Genomic DNA, 23,565 nt, shown 5'->3' on the forward strand with positions numbered 1-23,565 from the left:
GCTATTTGATGGCGGAGATGGCCGCTTCGTAGAAGGCCTTCCACTGCGCGTCGCCCTCCCCGCGCTTCTTGGCCACCAGGGACAGGTACTCCTTGAGCACCTTCACGTCGTCGAGGTCCTCCTTGACGATCGAGCCCACGAGGTTGCGGCCGATGGAGTCGGCGCCCACCACGCCCGAGCCGAAATAGCGGCTGTGGATGGCGGCATCGAGCGCCACGCCGATGGCCTCGGCGGTGGACAGCGTGGTGGAGGGCTTCTGGATGTTGACGCCCTCGGCCGTCACGCCATTGCGCATCTCGCGGAACACCGTGGCGAGCAGCTTGAGCACGGGCTCCTCCACGCGGGCGGCGATCTTGTAGCGCTCGAGCAACTCCTTGGAGCGGGTGCGGACGATCTCCACCTCGGTCTTCTGGTCGGCGACCACCGGGATGTGCACGTAGTTGAAGCGGCGCTTGAGCGCGGCGGACAGCTCGTTGACGCCCTGATCCCTCGCGTTGGCGGTGGCGATGATGTTGAACCCGGGCCGGGCGAACACCATGGCATCCCCCGGCAGCTCGGGCACCGCGATGGCCTTGTCCGAGCAGATGGAGACGAGCGCGTCCTGCACGTCACCCACGCAGCGGGTGATCTCCTCGAACCGGAAGATGGCGCCCTTGCGCATGGCGATCATGCACGGCGAGGCGATCATGTTCTCGGGCTTGGGGCCCTCGGCGATGATGCGCGCGATGTTCCACGAGTATTTGATCTGCTCCTCGGTGGTGCCGGCCGTGCCTTGAATCGTCAGCGTCGAGCAGCCGCTGATCGCCGCGGCGAGGTGCTCGGAGAGCCAGCTCTTGCCCGTGCCGGGATCTCCCACGAGCAGCAGCGCGCGCTCGCTCGCGAGCGTCACGATGGACCGCTCGACGATGGTGTCGTCACCGAAGAACTTGCGCGTGATGGGCACCTCGACCTGGGCGCCGTTGAGGGTCGCGGTGAGCGGCTTCTTCGTCCCGACGATGTAGGCCAGCACCGAGCGCGGAGACAGCTTCCAGGCGGCGGGGACCTCGTCCTGCTCGTTCTGGCGCAGGGCCTCCAGCTCCTGGGCGTATTTGATCTCCGCCGGCTCCTTGAGGAGCTCGGATACGGGAGGGGCCGCGGTCTCTTCGGATTTCTTCGAGGGTCTCGCCATGCTTCGGTCCTCAGAACAGATTGCCCACGAGGGCGGAGACATCGAACGTCTTGTCACTCAGCATGAGATGCTCCAGGCCGTCCTTCTTCACCTTCGCCTTGCCCTCGCCCTTGGTGCCCTTCTTCTTCGCGGCCGGGGCCTTGGGTGCGGACTCGGGCTCGGGGGCCGCGGAGCCGGTGTGGAGCAAGGACAGCGGCAGGAGCATCATGCGGCCGAACTCATAATAGGTGATGCCATAGAGGAGGGGTTTGTCCGCCTGCTCGAGCGCCGCGCGCAGGCGGGGCAGGAGCTCCTCTCCGTCCGGGCCATCGGGGATCACCGCATCGAACGAGAGCCCGTCCGCGCCGCGGAGCGCGAAGAGCCGCCGGCCGTCACCGGTCTTGAGCGGCTGCTTGCTCATCGTGGCCCCGGTGACGACGACCTCTTCCTGCAGCTCGACCGCGAGATCCAACGGGCCCGGCGTGTAACGCTTCACGCGATCGAGCGCCGCGGCGGGGTCGAACTGGAAGAGGGGGGGCCAGTCCGTATGGGCGGGGCCCTCGGTCACGGTGCTCTTGGGCCCGAGTGCGAGCCGGCCGCCACCGCGCTCGTCGAGCATCACCGCCGCGTCGGTGATCTTCACGACCTTGTCCTGGCGGAAGACCCGGGGCATGAACTTCTGCGGCTGACTCAGGTGCAGATAGGCTTCAGCCGGGAGATCCTTCGCCTTGCCCTCGGTCTTGCGCGCGAACACGAGGCTGTAGGTGAGGCTGCGCCCCACGAGCTCCGGCTCCGAGGCGCCCACGATGCGCAGCTTGAACTCGAACGTGTACGCACTGGCGACGGTGCGCTTGAGCACGCCGAGCGTGACGACCTCGAGGGACTTGACCGGTCGCGGTGCGGCCACCGGGGCCGCGGCCAGTGCCGCGAACAGCGCGTCGTTCTTGTCGCGGATCGCCTTCACCATCCCGCGGGCGAGGAGCCACGAGCGGTGGAGGAAGAACGAGAAGCGCCGGATGGAAAACTGCGGGTCCCCGGAGAGGTAGCGGCCGACATCGTCGTTGACGTAGCGCAGCGACGGACCGAGCCGGAGGAACTTGCGGCGCGACGCCTCCTTGAAGGACGCATCGATCTTGGCGCGCGTGGCCTCGGTGGCGACGGGGACGCCCGTGCGCACCAGGTCCTCGACCGCGCGTGACAGCTCCTCGAGGAGCGCGAGCGCGCCTTTGGGATCCTCGATGGGGGGCGCGGCGGCGGGCGGCTTCACGGCGGGCGGGGAGGAGGCCGCCGGGGCCGCGTCCGCTTCGCCTTCTTCACCTTCCTCGCGCCGTGCCGCGACAGCCGCGGCCCACGCCTCGGCGGCGGCCTCGAGGCTGAGCACGCGCTCGAACACGTGCAGGCTGGTGTGCGCGGAGAGGAGCGCACGCGGCGCGTCCTTCGTGCCGGTTTCGGCGGCCCGCAGCGCGGCCATCAGACGCGACGCGATGTGCCCCGCGCCGATGCGCTCCCACTGCTCGGCGAGCGATGCGAGCTTCTTCCAGTCCGCGGCGGACGACGCCGCGAGGCCGCGCACATAGAGTTGCTCGAGCTCCGTGCGGAGCGTGTCCGCCTCCTGTCCGACCTCCTCGAGGCTGTTCATCGGGCGAGCCGGCTACAAGGCATAGTAGTCTTCAGGAGTGGTCTCGGTCGGGCGCCACTCGATTTCACCGGCCTCGGCGCCCTTGTATTTGACGAAGGTGGCGCTCATCGCGTCCTTGTCGATCACCGGCTTCTTGCCCTTGGCCGCGTTCGTCCACGCGGAGAGCCGGGCGGCGTCGATCTTCCCGCCCTGCACCAAGCCGATCATCAACACGAGCATGTGCTTGCAGGGCTTGTTGCCGCTGAGGCCGCCGCAGCGGTTGAGGTTCTGCGTGCAGCACATGAAGTTGCCATGCTTGTCGATCTTGCACGCGTAGAAGAGCGAGTAGTCCGTCTGGCTCTTGACGACGCCGGTGACGTGCTCCTCGGTCACCTCGTCGAAGAGCTGGAAGCGATCGCTCTGGAGCATCGAGGTCGCTTTCTGGACCCGGGCGGAGTCGGTCTGCTTCCTGAGCTGCTCGACGAAATCCGGGAGCTGGGGGGTACGCGCTGGCACTGGAGCGGGTGCCGCGGCGGATGCCGTGGCAGGCGCCGCCGACGTTCCGGTGTTACCAGCCGCTGCGGGTCGGATGATCTTTCGCGTGGCCATGACCTTACCTCTCGGGTGCGCAGTCTAGCGAGGGCAGGGGTCCTCCTGTCCAGCACCCGCCGGAAGCCCGGAGCCGGCTCGAGCGTCCGGGGAGGTGTCACGAAGGGTGATGATGGAGCCGAGGCAATTCAGGGCCGCCAAAGGGACTCCCATTCGGTGGCACATCGCCGAACGCGAGGTAGCCGACCTCCTGCGAAAGATCTTCCAGAGAGAAGCGCTTGGCACCATCAAGGTCGTTCACACTCCGCTCACACACCCTTGAGGTAGGAATGGACGAATCGTACTACTTGGGAACGTATTGGCTGGCGAGGCGAGAGACCGCCGAGGCATGTGCCCGGCGTACCGAGGCCTTTTTCCGGCTGCTGGCTCCATGTGACCCGAGCCTGTCCCAGTGGTTCGAAAAGGGTTGGACCCTCGAGGAAGCGCTGGCGCATCGCTGCGAGCTCGATGCAGCGAGCATTGCAACGGAGTTCAGCCAACAAGAATGGAAAGAAGGACGATTCGCTGGTGAAGGCTTCTCCCTGAGGCTCTGGAATGGGGAACTCCACGAAGCAGCCAGCAGCATGTCGCTTCTCTGTGGCGACGCATCCGTCTGGGTCTCCAACCTGTGCCTCTTCAACCCACCCGCAGAAGGGCCCGCTGCGGAGCGCGTGCTCCAAGCCCCCATCCTCGCGCGGATACTCCGGGCCATGGCCGTGGCCTTCGAGCCCGAGTGGGGCATCGCCACCTCCCATGAGCTTCACGAACGGGTGGCACCGGAATCCACCGAGGGCGGCACCTTCATCGGCTGGCTCACGTACTTCTCCCACCGCCGAGGCCCCCTGCCGCCCCTGCCCTCTCCCGTCCACACCGAGCCCGTGGAGGACAAGGGCACGCTCGTCATCCTCACCCCCGAGCGCCTCACCGCCTCCAACCCCGCCCACGTGGCCCTGGCCCGCGATGTCTCCGAGCGCCTCGCCCGGGCCGGCCTCCTCACCCCCCTGCGCCCGTGGAATGAATGACGCCGTTCATCGACTCGGCCTGCGGGATGGTGTAGAAACCCCAACCGTCATCTGGCCGCGACCCTCGCGGCCGGGAGGGGTGGACGCGACGACGCACGGCAGACGCGCCAGGTAGCGCGAGTGGTCGAGAGAGGTCCGGAAAGCATCAGCCTTCGCGCCTCGAGCGCGGGAGCGGCGCTGCGCCGCTCTGGAAGCAATGCAGGACACTCTCCGCAAGGTAGCCTGTTCTTGGCTCTCTCCCGGTAGAGGGGTCTAGGCCTCTCGGGGAGCTGAGCCAACGACGCAACCGCCGTTTCCCCAAGAGGCCTAGACCCCTCTACCGGGGAGAGCCGGTGAGGCTACCGTGCCCCAGGTGAGCATGTGGTGATTCCAGGCCTCTCTCGACCGCTCGCGCCGCCCCGTCCCCCCCTGACGCCTCCTCGCATCAACGAGGTGCTGTGATGACCGCGAAGCTCGAGACGTTCGTCCCCGCCGCGGCCCCCGTGGTCGTGCCCTCTCCCGCTCCAGCCGCCCCCTCGGCCAACGCCGTGGCCCAGCGCGATGCCTCTCAGCGCGAGGAGCAGGCCCGGCTCGCCCGGTGGAAGGCGATTGAGGAGGCCGGCGGCCAGGAAGCGTGGGTCGAGGCCGAGCTCAAGGCCAAGGGGCTCGCGCCCGAGCACGAGGATCCGAGCGGACTCTCTGAAAAAGAGAAGACGGCCTGGAAGGAGAAGAAGAAGGCCGAGGCCGCCGAGCGCCGCGCGCTGAAGCGTCTGGCGTGGGAGGCGTGGCGCACCGCGCACATCCACCACCTGGGCGCGGGGGTGCACTGGGAGGAGGCCGGGGGCCCGGACAAGTTCGACCTGAAGGACCGCGAGGAGCGGGCGAAGTCCAACGGGCTGCCGGAGCTGGAGTCGGCGCAGACGCTCGCGAAGGCGCTGGGGCTGAGCGTGTCGCGGCTGCGCTGGTTCGCCTACCACCGCGAGGTGGACACGGGGACGCACTACCGCAGCTGGGAGATTCCCAAGCGGGACGGTGGGAAGCGGACCATCACCTCGCCGAAGAAGGAGCTGAAGGAGGCGCAGCGCTGGGTGCTCGCCAACGTCGTCGAGCGGCTGCCGGTGCACGGGGCGGCGCACGGCTTCGTGGCGGGGCGCTCCATCGTCACCAACGCGCTGGCGCACAAGGCCGCGGACGTGGTGGTGAAGATGGACATCAAGGACTTCTTCCCCTCGGTGACGTGGCAGCGGGTGAAGGGGCTGTTGCGCAAGGGCGGGCTGGCGGAGGGCACGGCGACGCTGCTCGCGCTGATGGCCACCGAGGCGCCGCGCGAGGTGGTGCAGTTCCGCGGCAAGACGCTGTACGTGGCGAAGGGGCCGCGCGCGCTGCCGCAGGGAGCGCCGACGTCTCCGGGGATTACGAACGCGCTGTGCCTGCGATTGGACAAGCGGCTGTCGGCGCTGTCGAGGCGGCTGGGCTTCACGTACACGCGCTACGCGGACGACATGACGTTCTCCTGGAAGAAGAGCCGGGGGAAGACGGAGGCACCGGTGGCGGTGCTGATCGCCCGGGTGGAGAAGGTGCTGGAGGCGGAGGGCTTCCGGGTGCACCCGGACAAGACGCGGGTGATGCGTCCGGGGAACCGGCAGGTGGTGACGGGGCTGGTGGTGAACGAGGCCGCGAAGGGCCAGCCCGCGGCGCGGGTGCCGCGCGAGGTGGTGCGCCAGCTGCGGGCGGCGCTGCACAACCGGGAGAAGGGCAAGCCGGGCAAGGAGGGCGAGACGCTCGAGCAGCTCAAGGGCATGGCCGCCTTCATCCACATGACGGACCCGGCCAAGGGCCGCGCCTTCCTGGAGCGGCTCAGCGCGCTGGAGAAGCGCGAGGCGTAGGCCTCACCCCCGCGCCCACGGGCGCAGCAGCGCACGCGCCGGGGCCCCGTCCGAGCCCGCCACGCGCAAGGGCAGACACACCAGCTCGTAGTCTCCCGGCGCCGCCTCGCCCAGGTACAGCCCCTCGATGATCCAGATGCCCGCGTCGAGCAGCGTGCGGTGCACCCCCGGGCCGTCCTCGTGGAAGCCCGCCACCGACAGGTAATCCACCCCCACGCACCCCACCCGGCGCTCCGCCAGGAAGTCCGCCGCCTCCTTCGTCAGCCCGATGAAGGACTCCTGGAACGGCAGCTCCCACCAGCGCCGGTCCGAGTTGCGCGTGCGCAGCAACAACTTCTCCCCAGGCTTCGGCTCATACGCCCGCAGCGCCTCCGCGCGCACCTGCCCCTCCCCCGGCACGTGCACCACGCGCGCCCGGCCCATCGTGGCCTCCAGCGGAATCTCGTCGATGCCCGCACGCCCCGAGAAGAAGTGCACCGGCGCGTCCACGTGCGTCCCCGCGTGCGCGCTCAAAGACAGGTGGGTGACATTCGCGTCCGCCCCCTCCTCCAGCGACTGCACCCGTTTGATCTCCGGGACCGGGTCTCCGGGATAATGGGGCATCGCGGAGGACAACGGGATGGAGACATCCAGCCACGGGGTGGAAGGAGGCGGTGCCATATCCTCACAATCTGGAGCACCTCACCCGCCGCGAAACCCACCCACGCCCGGCGTCCCACCGTGCTCGCCTGCCTGCTCGCCCGGGGAACTGGCCTCCAATGTGGCTGGAGCGCCCACCATCTGCTACGAAGGGGGCCTCTTCCACCCCGGGACTTCCCCCCTGCCCGCGGGTGGTGGCCCGGCATGAATTTCCCTTCGCGGCTGCACGCACTGGCGGCATTCCTGCCCGGCTCCCTGGTGCGCGCCCTCCAGGCGGACACCTCCCGCCCGCGCGCCGGTGCCCTCAGCGAGCAGCAGGGCGCCGTCCTCTTCGCCGACCTCACGGGCTTCACCGCCGTCGCCGAGGCCCTCGAGAACAGCGGCCCCTCCGGCGCCGAGCGGCTCCGCGGCATCCTCGACGCCTTCTTCTCCCGCCTCATCGACACCCTCCTCGCGCACGGGGGCGACGTGCTGCGCTTCGCCGGAGACGCCCTCGTGGCCCTCTGGCCCGTGGGCGCGGACGGAGACCTCGCCCAGGCCGTGCGGCTCGCGGCCCAGTGCGCCCAGGCCGCCCAGGGCCTCATCGACGGCAGCCAGCCCGTGGATGGCGTGCGGCTGCGCCTCAAGGTGGGCATCGGCGCCGGCACCGTGCGCCTGTCCGACGTGGGCGGCGAGAAGGGCCGCTGGGACTTCCTCGCCTCGGGCGAGCCCCTCCTGGAGATGGCCAAGGCCCAGGGCGCGGCGCTGCCGGGGGAAATCATCCTCGGCCCCCGCGCCTGGCCGCTGCTGCGGCGGGCCCAGGGCGAGCCCAAGGGCGCCGCGGGCTGGAAGCTGCTGTCCATGGATCCCGGGCCCCTGCCGGACGTGCGACCCCAGGAGCCGGTGCCGCCGGAGCTCGAGCCCGCGCTGTGCTCCTACCTGCCGCGCGTGGTGACGCACCGCCTGGAGGCCGGCCACGGCCAGTGGCTCTCCGAGTTCCGCACCGTCACGGTGCTGTTCATCAACCTCGCCGCGCCCGGCTTCGCCTCCGGCCAGCGGCCCGAGGAGCTGCAGCGCGCGCTGAGCACCCTCCAGGCCGTCCTCTTCCGCTACGGCGGCAGCGCCAACCAGGTGGTGGTGGACGACAAGGGTGTCGTCATGGTGGCGGCCTTCGGACTGCCCCCCCTGTCGCACGAGGACGACGCGGCGCGCGCGGTGCAGACGGCGCTGGACCTGCGGGGCGCGCTCCAGGTGCTGAATCTCCCGTACCGGCTGGGGCTCGCCACCGGCCGCGTCTTCTGCGGCACCACCGGCGGGGCCACGCGGCGCGAGTACGTGATGGTGGGCCACACGGTGAACCTCGCCGCGCGGCTGATGCAGGCCGCCGTGGACGACGTGCTGTGCGATGCCACCACGCTGCGGCTGGCCTCCTCGCGGCTGCGCTTCGAGACGCTCGCGCCCCTGAAGATGAAGGGGATTACGCACCCGGTGCCCGTGTACCGCCCCGAGCCCGGTGGCGAGAACCCCACCGCCCCCGCGCAGGGCGCGCGGCTGGTGGGCCGTCAGGAGGAGCGCACCCGGCTCGCCTCGGCGGTGCGCGCGCTCGCCGAGCGGGGCGTGGGCGGCACCGTGCTCCTCGAGGGCGAGGCCGGCATCGGCAAGTCCGTGCTGGTGGGCGAGCTGCTCGAGCGCGCCCGCGTCGCGGGACTGTCCACCGCGCTCGGCCTGGGCACGGCCGTGGAGGGCGCTCCCGTCTGGCACGCCTGGCGCTCCATCTTCTCGCGCCTGCTCGGCCTCGAGGGACTGCCGGACGAGGCCGCCCGCACCGCCCGTCTCCTGGAGCGGCTGAGCGCCTGGCCCGAGCAGGAGGCGTGGGCCCCGCTGCTCAACGACGTGCTGCCCGTGGAGGTGCCGGAGAACGACGCCGTGCACACCATGCCGGCCCCCCTGCGCACCGCCACCACCCGTGAGCTGCTCGTGCAGCTGCTCGACGACTGCGCCCGCGAGCGGCCCCGGCTGGTGGTGCTCGATGACGCGCACTGGATGGACTCCGCCTCGTGGGAGCTCGCGCTCGCCGTGCAGCGCCGGGTGAAGCGGCTGCTGCTGGTGCTCTCCACCCGCCCCCCCAACGAGTCCACCCCCGCCGAGTACCGCCAGCTGCGCGACTCGCCCGGCACCGTGCACCTGCCCCTGGGGCGCATGTCCTACGAGGACGTGCTGGCCCTGGTGCGCCAGCGGCTCGGCGTGCGGCACCTGCCCGCCCAGGCCGCCACCTTCATCCGCGACCGCGCCGAGGGCCACCCCCTCTTCAGCGAGGAGCTCGCCTGCGCCCTGCGCGACGCCGGCTGGCTCGTCATCGAGCGCGGCGAGTGCCGCCTGGGCGCCCGCTCCGTGGAGAAGATGGCCCTGGAGCTGCCCGGCACCATCCAGGGCCTCATCACCAGCCGCATCGACCGGCTCACCCAGCAGCAACAGCTCACCCTCAAGGTGGCCAGCGTGCTCGGCCGCGCCTTCCCCTTCGAGCTGCTGCGCGCCGTGCACCCGGTGGAGGCGGACAGGCCCACGCTGCCGCAACAGCTCGCCGAGCTGGAGCGGTTGGACCTGGTGCAGCGCGAGGAGTCCGACTCCGGCCCCGTGTATGCCTTCAAGCACGTGCTCATCCAGGAGGCCGCCTACCACCTGATGGCCTTCTCGCAGCGCCGGGAGCTGCACCGGGCCGTGGCGCTGCTGCACGAGCGCGAGCAGGAGGAGCGGGGCGAGCAGCTCCAACCCCTGCTGGCGCACCACTGGCGGCTGGCCGAGCAGCCCGAGCGCGCGCTGGAGCACCTGGAGCGGGCCGCGGAGGCCGCCGTGGCCCGGGGCGCGCACGCGGAGACGGTGGCCCTGCTCAAACGCGCCCTGGAACTGGCCGCGAGCGGCACCGAGCCGGTGGACGCGCTGCGCCAGGCCCGCTGGAGCGCGCGGCTCGGCGCCGCGTACCACGCGCTGGGCGAGACGGAGCACAGCCTGCGCCACTGTGATGCCGCCCTGCGCATGCTGGGACAGACGCGGCCCGGCTCGGGCGCGGGCTGGGGCGGCCGGCTGGCGTGGGAGGTGACGCGGCACGTGGGGCGCATGCTGCTGGGGCGCTGGCTGCCGGCGCCGCGCTCGGACGCGGAGCGGGAGCGGCTCACCCTGGCCGCGGGCATCTTCAGCACGCTCGCCCAGCAGAGCTTCTACACGGACCGGATGTTGGAGCACTTCACCGCCAACATCGCCGCCGTGAACTTCGCGGAGGCGGCGCGCGACTTCTCCACCTCCACCCTGGCCTACAACTCGCTGGGCTACATGGCGGGCCTGGGGCGGATGAGCGGGCTGGCGCGCCGCTACTTCCACCGCGCCAGCGTGCCGGGAGCCTCGCGCCACCCGCATACGGACATCGTCGAGGGCGCCTGGCACCTCACCTTCGGCCGCTGGGAGGAGGGCCTGCGGCTGGTCGAGCGGGGCGTCTCCGAGGCCCGCCGCCTCCACGCGCACTTCACCCTGTGCACCGGCCTGGAGGTGCTGGGCATGGGGCTGGAGCTGGCGCGCGAGCCGGGCGCCGCCCAGTACGTGCGCGAGTCCATGCTGCGCGAGGCGACGGAGGTCTCCAACGTCATCAACGTGCTGTGGGCCCTCACGGAGATGACGCCCACGCTGCTGCTGCTCGCCCGGCAGGACGAGGCGGCCGAGCGGCTGCGCGAGGCGGAGGTGCTGCTGGGCCTCGCGGACCCCACCAACGCCCTGCGCTTCCGCTGCAACGCGGCGCTCGTGGCCTGGCGCCAGGGAGAGCCCGGCCGGGTGCTCCTCCACGCGCGCGAGGCCCTGCGGCTGCTGCGCAAGCGGCCCCTGGTGATGTGGTCCGACCTCACGTCCCTCACCTCGCTGGTGCAGGCGTGTCTGGAGCTCTGGGAGGCCTCGCGCGGCACCGGAGACGGCGAGCCCCGGGCGCTGGCCACCGCGTCCCTCCGGATGCTGCGCAAGGCGAGCCGCTTCCACCCCACCGCCCTCAGCCGCACCGCCCGTCTCGAGGGCACGCACGCCTGGCTCGAGGGCCGCACCGGCCGGGCCCGGGCCCTCTGGGCGCGCGCCATCGCGCTGGCGAGCACCTGGCGCATGCCCACCGACGAGGGGCTCGCCCATTACGAGCTGGCGCGCACCTCCGAGCCCGGGGGCGCCCGCGCGCTCCACCTCTCGCGGGCCCGCCACATCTTCGAGCACCTGGACGCGCCGGGCCCGCTGCGGGCACTCGAGGCCCTGGAGCAGCCCCTGTTGCCCGCCCCCGCGAAGGCCTCGGCGGGCTGAGGCGCTCCGGGGCCGTCACGCCGCGTCGAGGGTGCCTCCGGGCCGGATGCGAAAATCCCTCCGGGAGAAGCGCGCCGCGAGCGCCTCGGGCCGCGCCGAGTAGTCCACCCCCACCTCGCTGCTGGGGAGGTAATGGTACGCGGCCCGTACCTCCTCGGGACCCACCGCCACCACCGTGAAGCCGTGGGCGTTGGGGTCCACGAAGGCGATGCCCGGATTGCCCTCGCGGAAGGTGGCCGCCTGCTCGGTGACGACGTAGCGGTAGACGGCCGAGCCGGGAGGGAAGCCCGCTGCCTCCACCGCCGCCCCCGCCTCCTCCTGCACCGCGGACGAGGAGATGGCGGGCGCGGTGAGGACCGGCACCCCCTCCTCCACCGATGCGAAGGCCGCGTGGATGTCCCCCGCGACGACGAGCGCGTGGCCGTCCGTGCGCCCCCCCAGCGCCGACAGCAGCGAGCGCCGCTTGTCGGGGAAGCCGTCCCACTGGTCCACGCTGAAGTAGTAGCGGTTGCGCACCGTGGGCGGCTCCACGTCCGTCTTCGCCCTCAGGTCCCAGATCATCGACGTCATGGACACCGAGCTCGCCATCACCTTCCACGTCTGGGGGCTCGCCCCCTCCTGTAGCAGCCCCAGCAGCCACGCCTCCTGGTCCTTCCCCAGCGCGTCCTGGGCCTCGCCGTTCGAGGCGATGTTCCGCCAGGCCGCGTACACGTCGAAGGTGTCCTTGATGACCACGTTGCGCGCGCCGATGCTGGAGAACAGCTCCTGCTTGCCCATGTGCACGAAGGCGATTCCCCGGGGCTTGCCCGCCGGGTCGATGGGACCCGCCCCCGGCTGCGCCGCCGCCACCAGCACCGGGTTGGCGTAGGCCAGCGCGAGGGGGCCCTTCACGAGCGCCGCAGCCCGCGCCGAGGCCGCCTCGGCCGTCAGCCCCGCAGCCACCGCGAGCTGCACGTACGCGCCCCGGAGCACGGCCTGCTGCGCGGGGAACTCGTCGATGTTCACATAGGCGAAGGTATCGGCCGCGAAAGCGCCCGTGAGTCCCAGCGAGCCCAGCGCCTCCGCGTTCACGGCCACCGTGGCGGGGTACGCATCCTCGGGGATGAGGTGGTCCGGCCGGTAGGTGCGGTAGTCCGTGACGAGCAGCCGCAGGTGCTTGCCAAAGATGAAGTCCCGCCAGAGGCGCGTGTCCGGGTAGCGGGGCAGCGTCTCGGGATCGATGACTCCCGCTCCCACGTCGGGGTCGAGCGGCATGTACTCGAAGAAGGCGAGCTCCGCGTTGCGGCGCCGCTCGGGTTCGAACTCCTCGGTGCGCCCGTCGGTGTACGTGGCGTGCGCGTCCCAGCAGTCGTTGGAGAACTCATGGTCATCCCAGGTGACGATGAACGGGTAGCGCTCGTGCACCTGCTGGAGGAAGGGGTCCGAGCGGTAGGTGCGGTAGAGGTCGCGGTAGTTGGACAGGGATTGGGCGACGAGCTCGCCGCGTCCTCCCCCGAGGTCCCTCGGCAGGGCGGAGCCGGGGTCGGAGAAGCGCACGACGCGCGCGGGGTCCGGCGAGGGCACGTCCGAGGAGTCGGACTCGTAGATGTAATCGCCGATGAAGAGGACGAAGTCGAGGTCCTCGTCGAGCTGCAACAGGCGCTGCCAGGAGTTGTAGTAGCGGCCGCGGAAGTCCTGGCAGTTGGCCACGGCGAAGCGGACGGGCATGTTGGCGCCGTAGGCGGGAGCGGTGCGGGTGCGGCCCACGGGCGAGCCCAGGCGCTGTCCCTCCTTCTCGACGATGAAGCGGTAGTAGTAGCGCGTCCCAGGCTCCAGACGGGTCACCTTCACCTGGAGGGTGTGATCATTCGCGGCCCGGGCGAGCAGGCCGGACTCCTCCAGGACGCGGTGTTTGAACGCCGCGTCCCGGGCGACCACCAGGGTGAGCGCGATGTCGGCATCGGGGCGCTCGGGGTCCACCCCGCGCGTCCACAGCACCACGCTCAGGGCGTGGGGATCTCCCGAGGCCACGGATTGGGGGAAATACATCCGCCCGTCCTCCACGGGCAGCTCGTCGTCATGGCAGCCGAAGGCGGTGCTCGCCGCGGCGACGACGAGGCACTTCAGGACGGTGCGGCGGTGCAGGGGCTGGGACAAGGAGACTCCTCCGCGTCGGACCGGGCGGGGGGCCCGGAGCGCGCGAGGGTACGCGGTGCACGAAGACACACGGCTCCGACTCCAGGGCAACGTGTCTCCCGTCCGCCACACGCGAGCCGGAGAGAGTCCACTGTCCGATGTTCCCTCTCAATGTTCCCTCTCAATGTTCCCTCTCCCCCCGGGAGAGGGTCAGGGTGAGGGTATCCGGGCCCGTTCTCCAACCCGTGGCTCACGGTGTGGACAGCGGGTTGAACCCGGGATGCGTGGCACCCTCACCCCGTCCCTCTCCCGAAGGGCGAGGGGAAATGACCGCAGTGAAATGACCGCAGTGAAATGACCGCAGTGAAATGGCCCTGCTCAGGGAAGGGCGGTGCCGTCGAAGAAGCGCTGCGCACGCTCGAGCGCGGACAGGCCCACCTTGTTGCCGAGCCGCCGGCCCATGAAGTCATCCGGCGCCACGTGGATGCCGCCCCACAGCCGTGACTGTCCCGCCTGGTCCGCCGCGTCGTAGTACGTGGCCCACTGCAGCCGCACCTCCGTGGAGGGGCCCCGCTCGAACGTCAGGTAGGCATCGCGGCCCGCGACGAACTCGCCGAGGCCCCCGGGGAAGTACGCGCTGCCGGTGAGCGCGGTGAGCACCTCGGCCGAGGCGCGGCTGAAGGTGCTGTGTCCGGAGATGAAGCCCGGGAAGGCGGGCGTCACGAAGGTGCGCAGCTGGTAGGGCATCCACTCGATGGCGCGCATCCACCCGGTGCCGCCCACGTCGTGCACCCGGTCCCCCGGCTCGCCCCGCCAGGTGTTCACCACCACCTGTCCCCGGAAGCGGGCCAGGTGCGCGTGCCGCTGTCCCGGCGCCGAGCTCTCCGCGGTGACGACCTCGATGAGGCCCGGCACCAGGGGCAGACCGTCCGGGTGGTACGCCGGCCCCGAGGGGTCCGTCGACTGGCCCAGCCCGCCCATGTACCGCAACAGGGTGATGGGGCGAGCGGTGGCGTGGGCGCGCTTCACCTCCCAGGCGACGATGGCCGCGTCGTGCACGGCGCCGTTGAGCGCCAGGTACACCTTCACGTCCCACTCCAGCGCGTCCAACGGCTCGCCCGTGCCGAACAGGCGCCGCGAGAAACCGGTCGAGTCCGCCACGCCGTTGGCCAGGACATTCCAGTGTCCCGGCGGCGTCTCGGACTTGGGGCCGTCCGCCCAGAACTCCGCCAGCACGCGCGCGAAGTCTCCCCGTCTCACGAGGTTCGGCGCATACGGCTGACCGGTGATGGGATTGACGGGATGGCCGGTGCCATCGTTCGCGCCCAGGCTGTTGTTGCCGAAGGCTCCGGGCGACAGGTCCACCCGCTCGTCGCTGCCCGTCCAGCTCGTCTTGCGCAGCACCTCCACCACGTGCTCGCGCAGCTCCGGGCCGAACACCGGCGGCGCACCTGCATCCAGGTACAACCCACCGCCCTCGGGGCGCGTCAGGGCGAACGGCGTCACCCGGCCCCAGTGCGCGCCGATATACCCCTGCACCCCCGAGGCGGTGATGATGCCGTTCTGCGTGACGGCCACCGCCAGGTTGAGCGGCTGCCAGAGCGAGGGATGGGCCACCGTCAGCCCGGGCGCGTCGACGCTCAGGGGCAGGTTGGCCGCCTGGAAGCCGGTGGTGTCCTTGTAGTCCTGCTGCTCGTTGGCGCCGTCATCCGCGCCCGCGCCGATGATGAGTTGAGCAACGCGATTGCCCAGTGCGCGCGGGCTGTCCCCCTCCGTGCCCGTGGCCTCCGGCGAGTGCCCGAGCTTCTCCATGAAGGCGCGGAAACACGCGGCGGACGTGGCACCGCCAATGGCTTTCGTATAGCGGTGCGTGAGCACGCGGTAGGCGGCGTAGCTGATGGCCTCCGCGCGCGCCGCCGCCACATCCGGAGCGGAGTGCTTCTCGCGATAGAAGACACCATCGGCCGTGGCGTCATAGGCGGTCCACACGTCCCACATGGCCGCGGACAGGTGGTACAGGTTGCGCGCGTGCACCGTGGGCCGGGGAAGGTCGCGGCGGATGGCGCCGAGAATCTGCTCGTTCCACCGGCGCGCGATGGAGCCCTCGGGGCGCGGATCCACCGACGCCGCCGGACACGAGGCCACGGGAGTCGGACCAGGGCCCACGGGCGCGGGCACCTCGGCCACCGTGGGCCCCCGGTGCAACAGCGTGCCGGCGTTCAGCCCGCCCGACAGCACGTTGCCGCCCACGGCCCACACCCCGCCCTGAGGGTCCACCCACGTCGCGTGCAGCGACTCCAGTTCCAGCGGCAGTCCGACCGCCGCCCGCTGCCACAAGCCACCGGAGCGCCGCTGGAACACCTCGCCGCGGAAGCCCGTGGCCCAGCCGGTGCCGTCCGCCGAGAGGGACACGCCCTGCAGCAGCGGACAGCCCTCGGGCGAGCGGCTCACGAAGCGGCCGGCCGCCTCATCCAGCTCGAGGATTTCGCCCTGGCTCTCGCCGCCCACCACCGTCACGACGCCCCCGGCGCCGTGCACCGTGAAGAGCCGGCTCGTGGTGTCCGTGGGAATCCGCGTGAAGGCCCCCCCCGCACGCGAGCGCAGCACCACGCCCCGCGCGCCCACCACGTACACGTCCCCGCCCGTGCCCCACACCTTGAAGAAGCCGGGGATGTCTCCATCGGCCGTGCGCGGCAGCTCGTCGTACGGCAGCGCCACGTCGCTCCACTGCGTGCCGTCGTAATGCCAGATGAAGCCACTCTGGCCGGACACACTGCCCACGGCGTAGACGTCCTCGGGGCTCGCGCCCCACACGCCGTACACCGTGTGGCGCGCCAGGCCCGGCGTGCGCATGCGGGTGAAGGCGCCATCCTCGTAGCGGAGGATGGTGGCGTTGCCGCCTGCCAGCAGGACGGGACCATTCTCGAAGGCATGCACCCACCACAGGTCCCCGCGCTGGCCGGTGGACAGCTCCGTCCACGCGGTGCCGTCGTAGTGCAGCACCGAGGGCCCTCGTCCCCGGTCCGCGCCCACGGCCCACACGTCCGAGCTCGAGCGGCCCGACACCGCGAGCAGCGCCTCGGGCCGAGCCCCCGCCACGCGGGTCCAGGCAACGGGCTTGGGGTCTGGCGGCACCGGGCACCCGCTCAGCAGTGCGCCCAGCAGCAACGTCAACAGCCAGCCGCCGCGCATGCGGACCCGCGGCTCGAGTGCGGAGAAGAGGGGGTGCTGCGCCATGGGGAAGGCTCCTGCGGACGGCGGGGGTTCAAGGGGCTGCGCCACCGGGGGCGCACGTCTCGGTGCCCCACTGGAGCGTAGCGGAACGGGTATCGGTGGCGCGCTCGGAGGCCTCTGTCTCGAGGGAGGCCGTCAGGCGCACCTCGCGGCCCAGGGACGCGGCCGGGTCGGGCACCACCAGCAGCAGGCCCTCCAGCGTGGCCGGCGCATCCCGGGTGGTGCCCGCCTCGAAGGGCAGGCGGAGCACGAAGGGAGACGACACCACGCTTCCATCCTCCACGCGCTCCAGGGACAGCGTCACCCGGGCGGTCAGGGACGTGAGCTCCCAGGCCCGCATGGACACGAAGACATGCTGGCTGCCCTGGCAGCCGCGTGCCAGCTCGAGCACGGCACCGTCTCCGAGTGCCGTGAAGGCACGTCCCGTCCCGACTTCCAGGCGCGCAGGCGCTCGCGGCGGCAACCCGTCCCCGCCACATCCCGCCAGCAGCAGGCCCAGGACGGAGAGAGCCGACACCACGCGAGGGGGCAAGGGACAGAACGTATCGCGCAAGAACTCTCCCAGGCCGCAGAAGCGTACGGCGCGGAGCATAGGCGAATCAGGCGCTGGCCAAGAGTTGCTCCCCACGCGCGTGGGCCTGCCTGCTCCCCGAGGACCTCCCGGGCTCGCGGCTCACCAACTGGTCCGACTGTCGGACCAGTTGCTCGACCTCGCGCCCGGAGGGTGGACCCGCTCGCCGGCCGGGAGCCTCCCGGGCTCGCTCTTCACGAAGTTGTCCAGCTGTTGGACAAGTCGTGGAAGACCGCGCCCGGCGGGCTCACTCCGCCTCGGAGTCCTCCACCTCGCGCGTCATCTCCACCATGGTGGGGCGCCAGCCGTGCTTCGCGAAGAGCCGCTGCGCCGCCTCGTTCTTCGAGGCGCTCATCAAGATGATGCGCTTCACGCCCCGCGCCTTCAGCTGCCGCACCATCTCCTCCAGCAGCAGTCCCGCCACGCCACCACCCCGCGCCGCCTCGTCCACCCAGACGTCGTGCAGCTCGCCGTGCGCATCGAGCAGCGCGTTCCAGTCCCGGCCCTCCACGGTGGCGTAGACGTAGCCCACCACCGCGCCGTCCCGCTCGGCCACCAGCACCACCGCCCCCTGCCGCTTCAGCTCCCGGGACAGCCACCACTGGTAGCCGGACTCCACGTCCTCCGCGGGTTGCATGAAGCGCTGGGCGTCATACGAGTGATGCAGCCGGACGAGCGCCCCGCCCATGCGACCCAGCGCGGGGGCATCCTCGACGCGTGCGGGCCGGAGGGTGAGGGACATGGCGAAGGGAAGCGGGCTACGGGCTGCTCGCCGAGGCCACGTTCTCCGGGGCCTTGGGCAGCTTCACCCGGAACGTCGCGCCCTGTCCTGGCGAGCTGTCCACCTCGATGGCCCCGCCCAGCCCCGACACCACGCCGTAGCAGATGGAGAGCCCCAGGCCCGTCCCCTCTCCCGGCGGCTTCGTGGTGAAGAACGGATCGAAGATGCGGCTCAGGTGCTCCTTGGCGATGCCCACGCCGTTGTCGCGGATCTCCACCACCACCCCACCGTCCTCCCGCTGGCGCGCGATGATGGCCACCCGCGGCTCCGCGGTGTTCTTCAGCGCGTGCCCCGCGTTGTTCAGCAGCCCGAGGAACACCTGCTCCAGGCCCTGCTCGCTGCCCCACACCGGCGGCACGTCCTGGAAGTCGCGCACCACCTGCGTCTTGGGCCCCAGGTTGTAGCTGGCCCCCGACAGCGCATGGTCCAGCACCTCGCGCAGGTCCACCCACGCCTGCGGCTGCCCGTCCAGCTTCGAGAAGAGCCGGAAGTCATTCACCAGGCGCAAAATCCGGTCCGCCCCCATCAGCGCGTCCGAGCACACCTCGCTCAGCTCCGCCGGGTCCACCTGGTGGCCGCCCTTGGCCTGGTCATCCAGCTCCGAGCGGATGAAGCCCACGCTGGCCATGATGACGCTCAGCGGGTTGTTGATTTCGTGCGCCAGGCCCGCCGACAGCCGTCCGAGCGCCTCCAGCCGCTGGGCCTGCACCAGCCGCAGCTCCAGCCGCGCCCGGTCCTCCATCTCCTTGCGCAGCCGCTCGTTGGCCATCGACAGCTCGCGCGTCCACTCCTCCACCTCGCGCGTCAGGTCCTCCAGCCGCCGGTGGCTCTGCCGCAACAGCTCCCACTTCTCCGTGAGCGCGTGCGCCAGCTGCCGCACCTCGATGTTGTCGAAGGGCTTGCGCAGGATCAGCAGCCGCTGGCTGATGCCCAGCCGCTGCGTCATCTCCTCCCACGAGTAGTCGGAGTACGCCGAGCAGAGCACCACCTGCAGGTCCGCGTCCTCCTTCCACAGCCGCTGCACCGTCTCCACGCCGTCGATGCCCGGCGGCATGCGGATGTCCACGAAGGCCAGCGCGTACGGCCGCCCCTCGGCCACCGCCGCCTTCACCTTCGCCAGGCCCTCCTCGCCCTGGTAGGCCGAGTCCACCTCGAAGCCCGTCTCCACCGGCGCCGCCGACGGCCCGCCGAACAGCGCGGCCTCCATCGCGTCCAGTGCGGTGCTCGCCGGGGCGGCACAGAGAATCTTGCGGAAGTCCTGGTGGATCGCCTGATTGTCATCCACCACCAGGATGCGGCGGTTGGGTGCGGTGGCGGCGTTCATGCCCTGCTCTCCTCGCCCGAGATGGGCAGATCAATGGTGAACGTAGCACCCTGGCCGCGGCCTTCGCTCGTACAGGAGAGGAACGCGTCCATCTCCGCCGCCGCCAGTGCGCTGATGTGAAGGCCGAACCCGTGTCCGTCCTTCTTGGTGGTGAAACCCTGGGTGAAGAGGCGGGGGGCGTCTTCCGGTGAAATCCCCACCCCATTGTCCTGCACCGCGATGCGCAGCCGCTCGGCCACCATGCGCTCCACGCGGATGATGAGCTGCTTGTCCGCCCGCCCGCTCTCCACCAACGCGTGCCGCGCGTTGCTCAGCAGGTTGAGCAGGATCTGCAACAGCTTGTGCCTGTCCACCTTCACCAGCATCCCCCCCGTGTACTCGCGCTTCACCTGGATGCCCAGGCGCTCGAAGGACACGGACTGCAGGCGCAGCGCATCGTCCAGCAGCGCCGTCAGCTCCAGCGGCTCCACCACCCCGGAGAAGCGCGCGTGCTCCTGCTGCATGCTCACCACGGACTTGATGTGCTCCACGCTCTTCTGCAACGTGTGCACCTCCTCCAGCAACTCCTCGCGCTCGCCCATCAGCTGGGACGCGAGCGCCTGCAGGTACGAGGGCAGCTGCCTCCCCCGGCCATCCGCCGTGAGGAAGGCCGCCAGGTCCGCCCCGTGCGAGGCCATCAGGTCCGTGGCCTTCTTCAGGCCCGGCATCCGCGACTGGTGAAGCCGCTCGGCCAGCAGGTTGACGGACACGTTGACGCTGTTGAGCGCGTTGCCCACGTTGTGCAACACGCCGGTGGCCATCTCCGCCATGCCCGCCTGGCGCGACACGTCCAGCAGGCTGCGGTGCATCTCCCCCAGCCGGGCCTCGGCCTCCTTGCGGTCCGTGATGTCCCGGCCGAACACCGTCATCCCCACCACCCGCGAGCCCGTCACGTCGAACACCGGGTTGAGCGAGATGTCCAGCACCCGCGGCCGCTTGAGCCTGGAGGGCGAGGCCTCGAAGCGCACCCGCTTGCCGGCCAGCACCTGCGCGGCGCACTCCTGCCACCGGCGGCGCAGCCGCTCCGGCGCGCGCTCCGGGAAGAGGAAGTCCCCCGGCCCCAGCTCCGCGCCGATGAGCTCCCGGTACATCTCCTCCAGCGCCGGGTTGGCCGCGATGAGCCGCCCATCCGCGTCCACCGAGCAGACGATGTCCTCGGTGTTCTCCAGCAGGCTCGTCAGCTTGCCCTCGTTCTCGCGCAACGAGCGCAGCGCCCGCACCATCGCCAGGTTGGCCTGGTCCCTCGCGGCCAGAATCAGCCAGCTCAACGCCCAGGCCCCCAGCACGAAGAGCGCGGCGAACACGGAGCGCATCCACAGGCCCGCGTTCACCCCGAACCAGAGCGGCAGCACCCCGCCCACCCACACGGCGACCGCCGCCGCGAAGAGGAAACCCGGCCGCGGCCCCAGCAGATAGACGGAGAGGAGGGGGACGAGCATGCAGATGGCATGCGTGCCCACGTGGGGATCCGGCCCGCGCAGCCCGGCGGCCAGGAAGCCTCCCGCCAACATCCCGCACAGCAGCCACCCCGGAAGCCGCGAGGAGCGCCCCCGGCGCAGCAGCACCAGCGAGGCCACGAAGCCCGTCCCCGTCACCCCCCCCACCGCCCCCAGGAACAGGGGCGAGGGCGTCCTCGGCACGAACAGCAGGAAGAGCAGGCAGCACAGCAGCAGCACCAGGTTGGCGCCCACCAGCACCCGGCCCCGGCCGAGCTCCTCGGCGGGGCCGTGCCGCAGCCGCTCGGAGAGGAAGGTGTCCAGCGCCGCCAGCAGCCGGGCCGTGGCTCCCGCACGCGCGAGGCCCTGCCCCGCCGGCTCCAGCCCTCTGACTCCCTGCGCTCGCGCGACCCTGGTGGACATGCTCGACATGAACGGGCGGCTCTCCCTCGCCCCGGCGGCGGGAGTATGCCTGAAACCCGGCGAGCCCCGCAGGAGAGCGGTAAGTCCCGGCGGACAGGAAGTATCCGCTCGCCGAGTCTCCTGCTACCCACGTGGGTAGACTTCACCTCACACGCCCGGCCGTCTCCTCCTCCCACTCCACGTGAAGCCGCGCGCCCAGCCCCTCGCGCGCCACCACCCGCACCCGCGCCCGCTGGCCCCCCGCCAACGCCAGGCACGCCTCCAGAATCCCCTGGTAGTAGGTGGGCTGGCCCATCACCTCGTTGATCCACACCTCGCACGCCGTGGGCGACAGCTCCGTCAGCCGCGACTCCACGTAGTTGTCCGCGCTGCGCAGCGTGTTGTTCAACCGGCGCAGCGAGCGCAACGGCCCCAACAGCCGCGCCACCCCCACCATGGCGCGCCCCATCACCGTGTGCACCAGGCCGTGGACCACCTCCTGCCCCAGCCGCCGCCAGCCCTCCTCGCGCGGCAGCCGCGGGTAGAGGTCCGCCACGGTGAGCTCCAGCGCCCGCTTCCACGTCTCGTCCGAGTAGGCGGGCCGCAGCGGCTTGGACAAGTCGATTCCCACCGCCTTCAGGCCATTCCACGCCTGCAAGGACAGGCGCGAGCGCAGCGAGAAGCGGAAGAGCCCTTCCACCGTGTGCTCGAACACCCACCGCCGCTGCGTCGCCGCCGGACGTCCCACCCCCAGCTCCCGCGACCCCTCGAGCCCCTGCATGCCCCACGCTCCCGTGACAATCACACGGAAAAATTAGGAACGCGCTCCCTCTTCCCCCAGTCCGGCGGCGATCAGCGGGGCAAGGCAGTGATGGATGGTGAACGCCGCGCGGCACGCGGTGCGTCCGGGAGTGTTCAATGGAGGACAGCCTTCCCGGCGGGAAGTGCGAGCCGCCCGGCCGAGCCCTGTCCAGGCGCTCCGCCTCGGGGCCCCCGGGGGGTGCCTACCCTGTGGGGAAAGGAGCCCCGCCATGGAAACCTCCGGCTGCCAGCACCTCGACTCCCTCCGCGACGTCCGCCCGAGCACCCCGAACGGGTGCGAGGACTGCCTGCGCTTCGGCGGCCGCTGGGTGCACCTGCGCCTGTGCATGGAGTGCGGCCACGTGGGCTGCTGCGACTCCTCGCCCAACCGCCACGCCACGAAGCACTACCACGCCACCTCGCACCCCGTGGTGCGCTCCCTCGAGCCCGGCGAGGACTGGGGCTGGTGCTACGAGGACGAGGTGATGCTCGACGGGGAGGAGCTGCCTGCGCTCCCCCCGCCCGGCCAGGGCGTTCCCGCTCCGTCCATTTGAGCGCGGGGGGGAGTGGCTCAGACGGTGATTTCGAGGCGGTTGCCCTCGGGGTCGAGCACGACGCATTCGTAGTAGCCGTCGCCCGTGCGCCGGGGGCCGTCGATGACGGGGTGGCCGTCGCGCCGGAAGCGCTCCGCCAGGGCATCCACCGCCTCTTGCGAGCCCACCGAGAGCGCCAGGTGCGCGTAGCCGGTAGGCGGTGCACGGGTGTCCCCGTTCGCCGCCACCAGGTGCGGCACCGTCATGAGCTCCAGCCGCGCCCCCGAGGCGAAGCTCAGGAAGTACGAGGTGAATTGCTTGCGCTCGTTGACGTACCGCGGCCCCGCGCTCGCCTGGAAGTACGTCTCGTAGAAGGAGCGGAGCCGCTCGATGTCCTTCGCCCAGAGGGCCACGTGTTCGATGCGCATGGGGCCAGTCTACCGGGACGGGCTACCGGGAGCCCTTCAGGATTTCCTCGATGACGGGGCCCTTCGCCTCCGAGTAGTCCCCGCTGTGGGTGATGCCCTGGGCGAGGAGCTCCCGCTTGCGCGCCACGTAGGCCTCCAGGTGCGCGGGGTTCTCCCGCAGCCGGTCGCGGAAGCGGCGCTGTGTCTCCACCTCCGGCGAGTCCGCCGGAATCACGTGCACGTGCAGGTTGTAGCGCGTGCCCTCGTGCTCCAGGCTGCCCTGGCGCATCGGCCTGGACTCGGGCCACGGCTCGTGGCCCGCGGGCGCCACCTGCTTCTGGAAGCCGAGTGCGTCCAAGAGGGACTTCACAGGCTCCAGTTGCTCGGGCGTCACGGGAATCATCAGGTCCACCACGCCCTTGCCCTCACAGCCCGGCACCGACGTGCTGCCGATGTGCTCCACCGTGATGCCGGGCAGGTGGTGGCGTATCGCTTCGCTCACGCGACTCGCGACGTCCGCTGAACGTGGATCATGCGGACGGCAGACCACGGGTTCGCGCACGTAGGGTCCGATGATGCGGAGCACGGTCTCGAACATCCTCCCATCATGCGGTGGATCCTCGGCCGGCGGGAACCCGGGGACCTCGATACCCTCACCCCGTCCCTCTCCCGGAGGGCGAGGGGTTCTTGGGCACGGTGGCGAGGAGTGAGAGGAGCAAGGGCCGAGCACGGTCCTGGACT

17 protein-coding genes are annotated in these 23,565 nt (G+C 71.1%); 4 read left to right on the plus strand and 13 right to left on the minus strand.

Annotation, left to right across the window (positions count from 1 at the left end):
• Position 1: 1 nt before the first annotated feature.
• Genes VFZ09_RS48755 through VFZ09_RS48765 form a run of 3 tightly spaced genes read right to left on the minus strand, consistent with a single transcriptional unit; the run spans position 2 to position 3,194 of the window.
• On the minus strand, positions 2-1,168 hold the full coding sequence (locus VFZ09_RS48755; RefSeq protein ID WP_329734715.1) for an AAA family ATPase: 1,167 nt from the start codon (positions 1,166-1,168) through the stop codon (positions 2-4).
• Between the two features lie 10 nt (positions 1,169-1,178).
• Positions 1,179-2,786 carry a hypothetical protein gene (locus VFZ09_RS48760; protein WP_329734716.1) on the minus strand — a complete coding sequence of 536 codons (1,608 nt, stop codon included), beginning with the start codon at positions 2,784-2,786 and terminating at the stop codon, positions 1,179-1,181.
• Positions 2,787-2,798: 12 nt separating this feature from the next.
• Positions 2,799-3,194: a hypothetical protein gene (locus VFZ09_RS48765; RefSeq protein WP_329734717.1), complete on the minus strand. Its 396-nt coding sequence runs from the start codon at positions 3,192-3,194 to the stop codon at positions 2,799-2,801.
• A gap of 449 nt (positions 3,195-3,643) precedes the next feature.
• On the opposite strand from VFZ09_RS48765, the gene VFZ09_RS48770 reads away from it, so the two are divergent.
• Together VFZ09_RS48770 and VFZ09_RS48775 are read left to right on the plus strand one after the other, a co-directional pair.
• Complete coding sequence (locus tag VFZ09_RS48770) at positions 3,644-4,375, plus strand: immunity 52 family protein (RefSeq protein WP_329734718.1); 732 nt, start codon at positions 3,644-3,646, stop codon at positions 4,373-4,375.
• A gap of 440 nt (positions 4,376-4,815) precedes the next feature.
• Entirely contained in the window at positions 4,816-6,240 is a 1,425-nt protein-coding gene (locus tag VFZ09_RS48775; RefSeq protein WP_329734719.1) for a reverse transcriptase family protein, read from the plus strand.
• A 3-nt stretch (positions 6,241-6,243) separates the two neighbouring features.
• Here the strand turns inward: VFZ09_RS48775 and VFZ09_RS48780 are convergent, their stop codons facing one another.
• The gene (locus tag VFZ09_RS48780; protein ID WP_329734720.1) at positions 6,244-6,900 is read right to left on the minus strand and encodes a cyclase family protein; all 657 of its coding nucleotides are present in this window, start codon (positions 6,898-6,900) and stop codon (positions 6,244-6,246) included.
• 183 nt (positions 6,901-7,083) lie between these two features.
• Between VFZ09_RS48780 and VFZ09_RS48785 the strand changes: the two genes are divergently transcribed.
• Positions 7,084-11,181 carry an AAA family ATPase gene (locus tag VFZ09_RS48785; protein WP_329734721.1) on the plus strand — a complete coding sequence of 1,366 codons (4,098 nt, stop codon included), beginning with the start codon at positions 7,084-7,086 and terminating at the stop codon, positions 11,179-11,181.
• 15 nt (positions 11,182-11,196) lie between these two features.
• Here the strand turns inward: VFZ09_RS48785 and VFZ09_RS48790 are convergent, their stop codons facing one another.
• The 7 genes from VFZ09_RS48790 to VFZ09_RS48820 form a co-directional block, all read right to left on the minus strand.
• Complete coding sequence (locus VFZ09_RS48790; protein ID WP_329734722.1) at positions 11,197-13,317, minus strand: alkaline phosphatase D family protein; 2,121 nt, start codon at positions 13,315-13,317, stop codon at positions 11,197-11,199.
• A gap of 357 nt (positions 13,318-13,674) precedes the next feature.
• Positions 13,675-16,533 carry a vanadium-dependent haloperoxidase gene (locus VFZ09_RS48795; protein WP_329734723.1) on the minus strand — a complete coding sequence of 953 codons (2,859 nt, stop codon included), beginning with the start codon at positions 16,531-16,533 and terminating at the stop codon, positions 13,675-13,677.
• 28 nt (positions 16,534-16,561) lie between these two features.
• Positions 16,562-17,083 carry a hypothetical protein gene (locus tag VFZ09_RS48800; RefSeq protein ID WP_329734724.1) on the minus strand — a complete coding sequence of 174 codons (522 nt, stop codon included), beginning with the start codon at positions 17,081-17,083 and terminating at the stop codon, positions 16,562-16,564.
• Between the two features lie 265 nt (positions 17,084-17,348).
• Complete coding sequence (locus tag VFZ09_RS48805) at positions 17,349-17,843, minus strand: GNAT family N-acetyltransferase (RefSeq protein WP_329734725.1); 495 nt, start codon at positions 17,841-17,843, stop codon at positions 17,349-17,351.
• Positions 17,844-17,859: 16 nt separating this feature from the next.
• Entirely contained in the window at positions 17,860-19,206 is a 1,347-nt protein-coding gene (locus VFZ09_RS48810; RefSeq protein ID WP_329734726.1) for a hybrid sensor histidine kinase/response regulator, read from the minus strand.
• The gene (locus tag VFZ09_RS48815) at positions 19,203-21,113 is read right to left on the minus strand and encodes an ATP-binding protein (RefSeq protein ID WP_329734727.1); all 1,911 of its coding nucleotides are present in this window, start codon (positions 21,111-21,113) and stop codon (positions 19,203-19,205) included. Before VFZ09_RS48815 ends, VFZ09_RS48810 begins: the two co-directional genes overlap by 4 nt.
• 133 nt (positions 21,114-21,246) lie before the next feature.
• Complete coding sequence (locus VFZ09_RS48820) at positions 21,247-21,864, minus strand: DUF2378 family protein (RefSeq protein WP_329734728.1); 618 nt, start codon at positions 21,862-21,864, stop codon at positions 21,247-21,249.
• A gap of 250 nt (positions 21,865-22,114) precedes the next feature.
• Here VFZ09_RS48820 and VFZ09_RS48825 point away from each other — a divergent pair, with 250 nt between their 5' ends.
• Positions 22,115-22,438, plus strand: coding sequence for a UBP-type zinc finger domain-containing protein (locus VFZ09_RS48825; protein WP_329734729.1), 324 nt, complete (start codon positions 22,115-22,117; stop codon positions 22,436-22,438).
• A 17-nt stretch (positions 22,439-22,455) separates the two neighbouring features.
• Here VFZ09_RS48825 and VFZ09_RS48830 read toward each other — a convergent pair whose 3' ends face one another.
• The gene (locus tag VFZ09_RS48830) at positions 22,456-22,845 is read right to left on the minus strand and encodes a VOC family protein (protein WP_329734730.1); all 390 of its coding nucleotides are present in this window, start codon (positions 22,843-22,845) and stop codon (positions 22,456-22,458) included.
• A gap of 22 nt (positions 22,846-22,867) precedes the next feature.
• A complete protein-coding gene (locus VFZ09_RS48835) occupies positions 22,868-23,422 on the minus strand; it encodes a GrpB family protein (protein ID WP_329734731.1) in 555 nt (184 codons plus the stop codon).
• Positions 23,423-23,565 lie beyond the last annotated feature (143 nt).

This window comes from Archangium sp. (assembly GCF_036277355.1).
GTDB lineage: Bacteria > Myxococcota > Myxococcia > Myxococcales > Myxococcaceae > Archangium.

What these genes read in the sequence shown, in the direction of transcription:
- VFZ09_RS48785 (WP_329734721.1), top strand. Translation starts at nt 7,084, where the DNA reads ATGAATTTCCCTTCGCGGCTGCACGCACTGGCGGCATTCCTGCCCGGC.
- VFZ09_RS48830 (WP_329734730.1), bottom strand. Translation starts at nt 22,845, where the DNA reads ATGCGCATCGAACACGTGGCCCTCTGGGCGAAGGACATCGAGCGGCTC.
- VFZ09_RS48775 (WP_329734719.1), top strand. Translation starts at nt 4,816, where the DNA reads ATGACCGCGAAGCTCGAGACGTTCGTCCCCGCCGCGGCCCCCGTGGTC.
- VFZ09_RS48795 (WP_329734723.1), bottom strand. Translation starts at nt 16,533, where the DNA reads ATGGCGCAGCACCCCCTCTTCTCCGCACTCGAGCCGCGGGTCCGCATG.
- VFZ09_RS48815 (WP_329734727.1), bottom strand. Translation starts at nt 21,113, where the DNA reads ATGTCGAGCATGTCCACCAGGGTCGCGCGAGCGCAGGGAGTCAGAGGG.
- VFZ09_RS48810 (WP_329734726.1), bottom strand. Translation starts at nt 19,206, where the DNA reads ATGAACGCCGCCACCGCACCCAACCGCCGCATCCTGGTGGTGGATGAC.
- VFZ09_RS48760 (WP_329734716.1), bottom strand. Translation starts at nt 2,786, where the DNA reads ATGAACAGCCTCGAGGAGGTCGGACAGGAGGCGGACACGCTCCGCACG.
- VFZ09_RS48835 (WP_329734731.1), bottom strand. Translation starts at nt 23,422, where the DNA reads ATGTTCGAGACCGTGCTCCGCATCATCGGACCCTACGTGCGCGAACCC.
- VFZ09_RS48765 (WP_329734717.1), bottom strand. Translation starts at nt 3,194, where the DNA reads ATGCTCCAGAGCGATCGCTTCCAGCTCTTCGACGAGGTGACCGAGGAG.
- VFZ09_RS48820 (WP_329734728.1), bottom strand. Translation starts at nt 21,864, where the DNA reads ATGCAGGGGCTCGAGGGGTCGCGGGAGCTGGGGGTGGGACGTCCGGCG.
- VFZ09_RS48805 (WP_329734725.1), bottom strand. Translation starts at nt 17,843, where the DNA reads ATGTCCCTCACCCTCCGGCCCGCACGCGTCGAGGATGCCCCCGCGCTG.
- VFZ09_RS48770 (WP_329734718.1), top strand. Translation starts at nt 3,644, where the DNA reads ATGGACGAATCGTACTACTTGGGAACGTATTGGCTGGCGAGGCGAGAG.
- VFZ09_RS48780 (WP_329734720.1), bottom strand. Translation starts at nt 6,900, where the DNA reads ATGGCACCGCCTCCTTCCACCCCGTGGCTGGATGTCTCCATCCCGTTG.
- VFZ09_RS48825 (WP_329734729.1), top strand. Translation starts at nt 22,115, where the DNA reads ATGGAAACCTCCGGCTGCCAGCACCTCGACTCCCTCCGCGACGTCCGC.
- VFZ09_RS48755 (WP_329734715.1), bottom strand. Translation starts at nt 1,168, where the DNA reads ATGGCGAGACCCTCGAAGAAATCCGAAGAGACCGCGGCCCCTCCCGTA.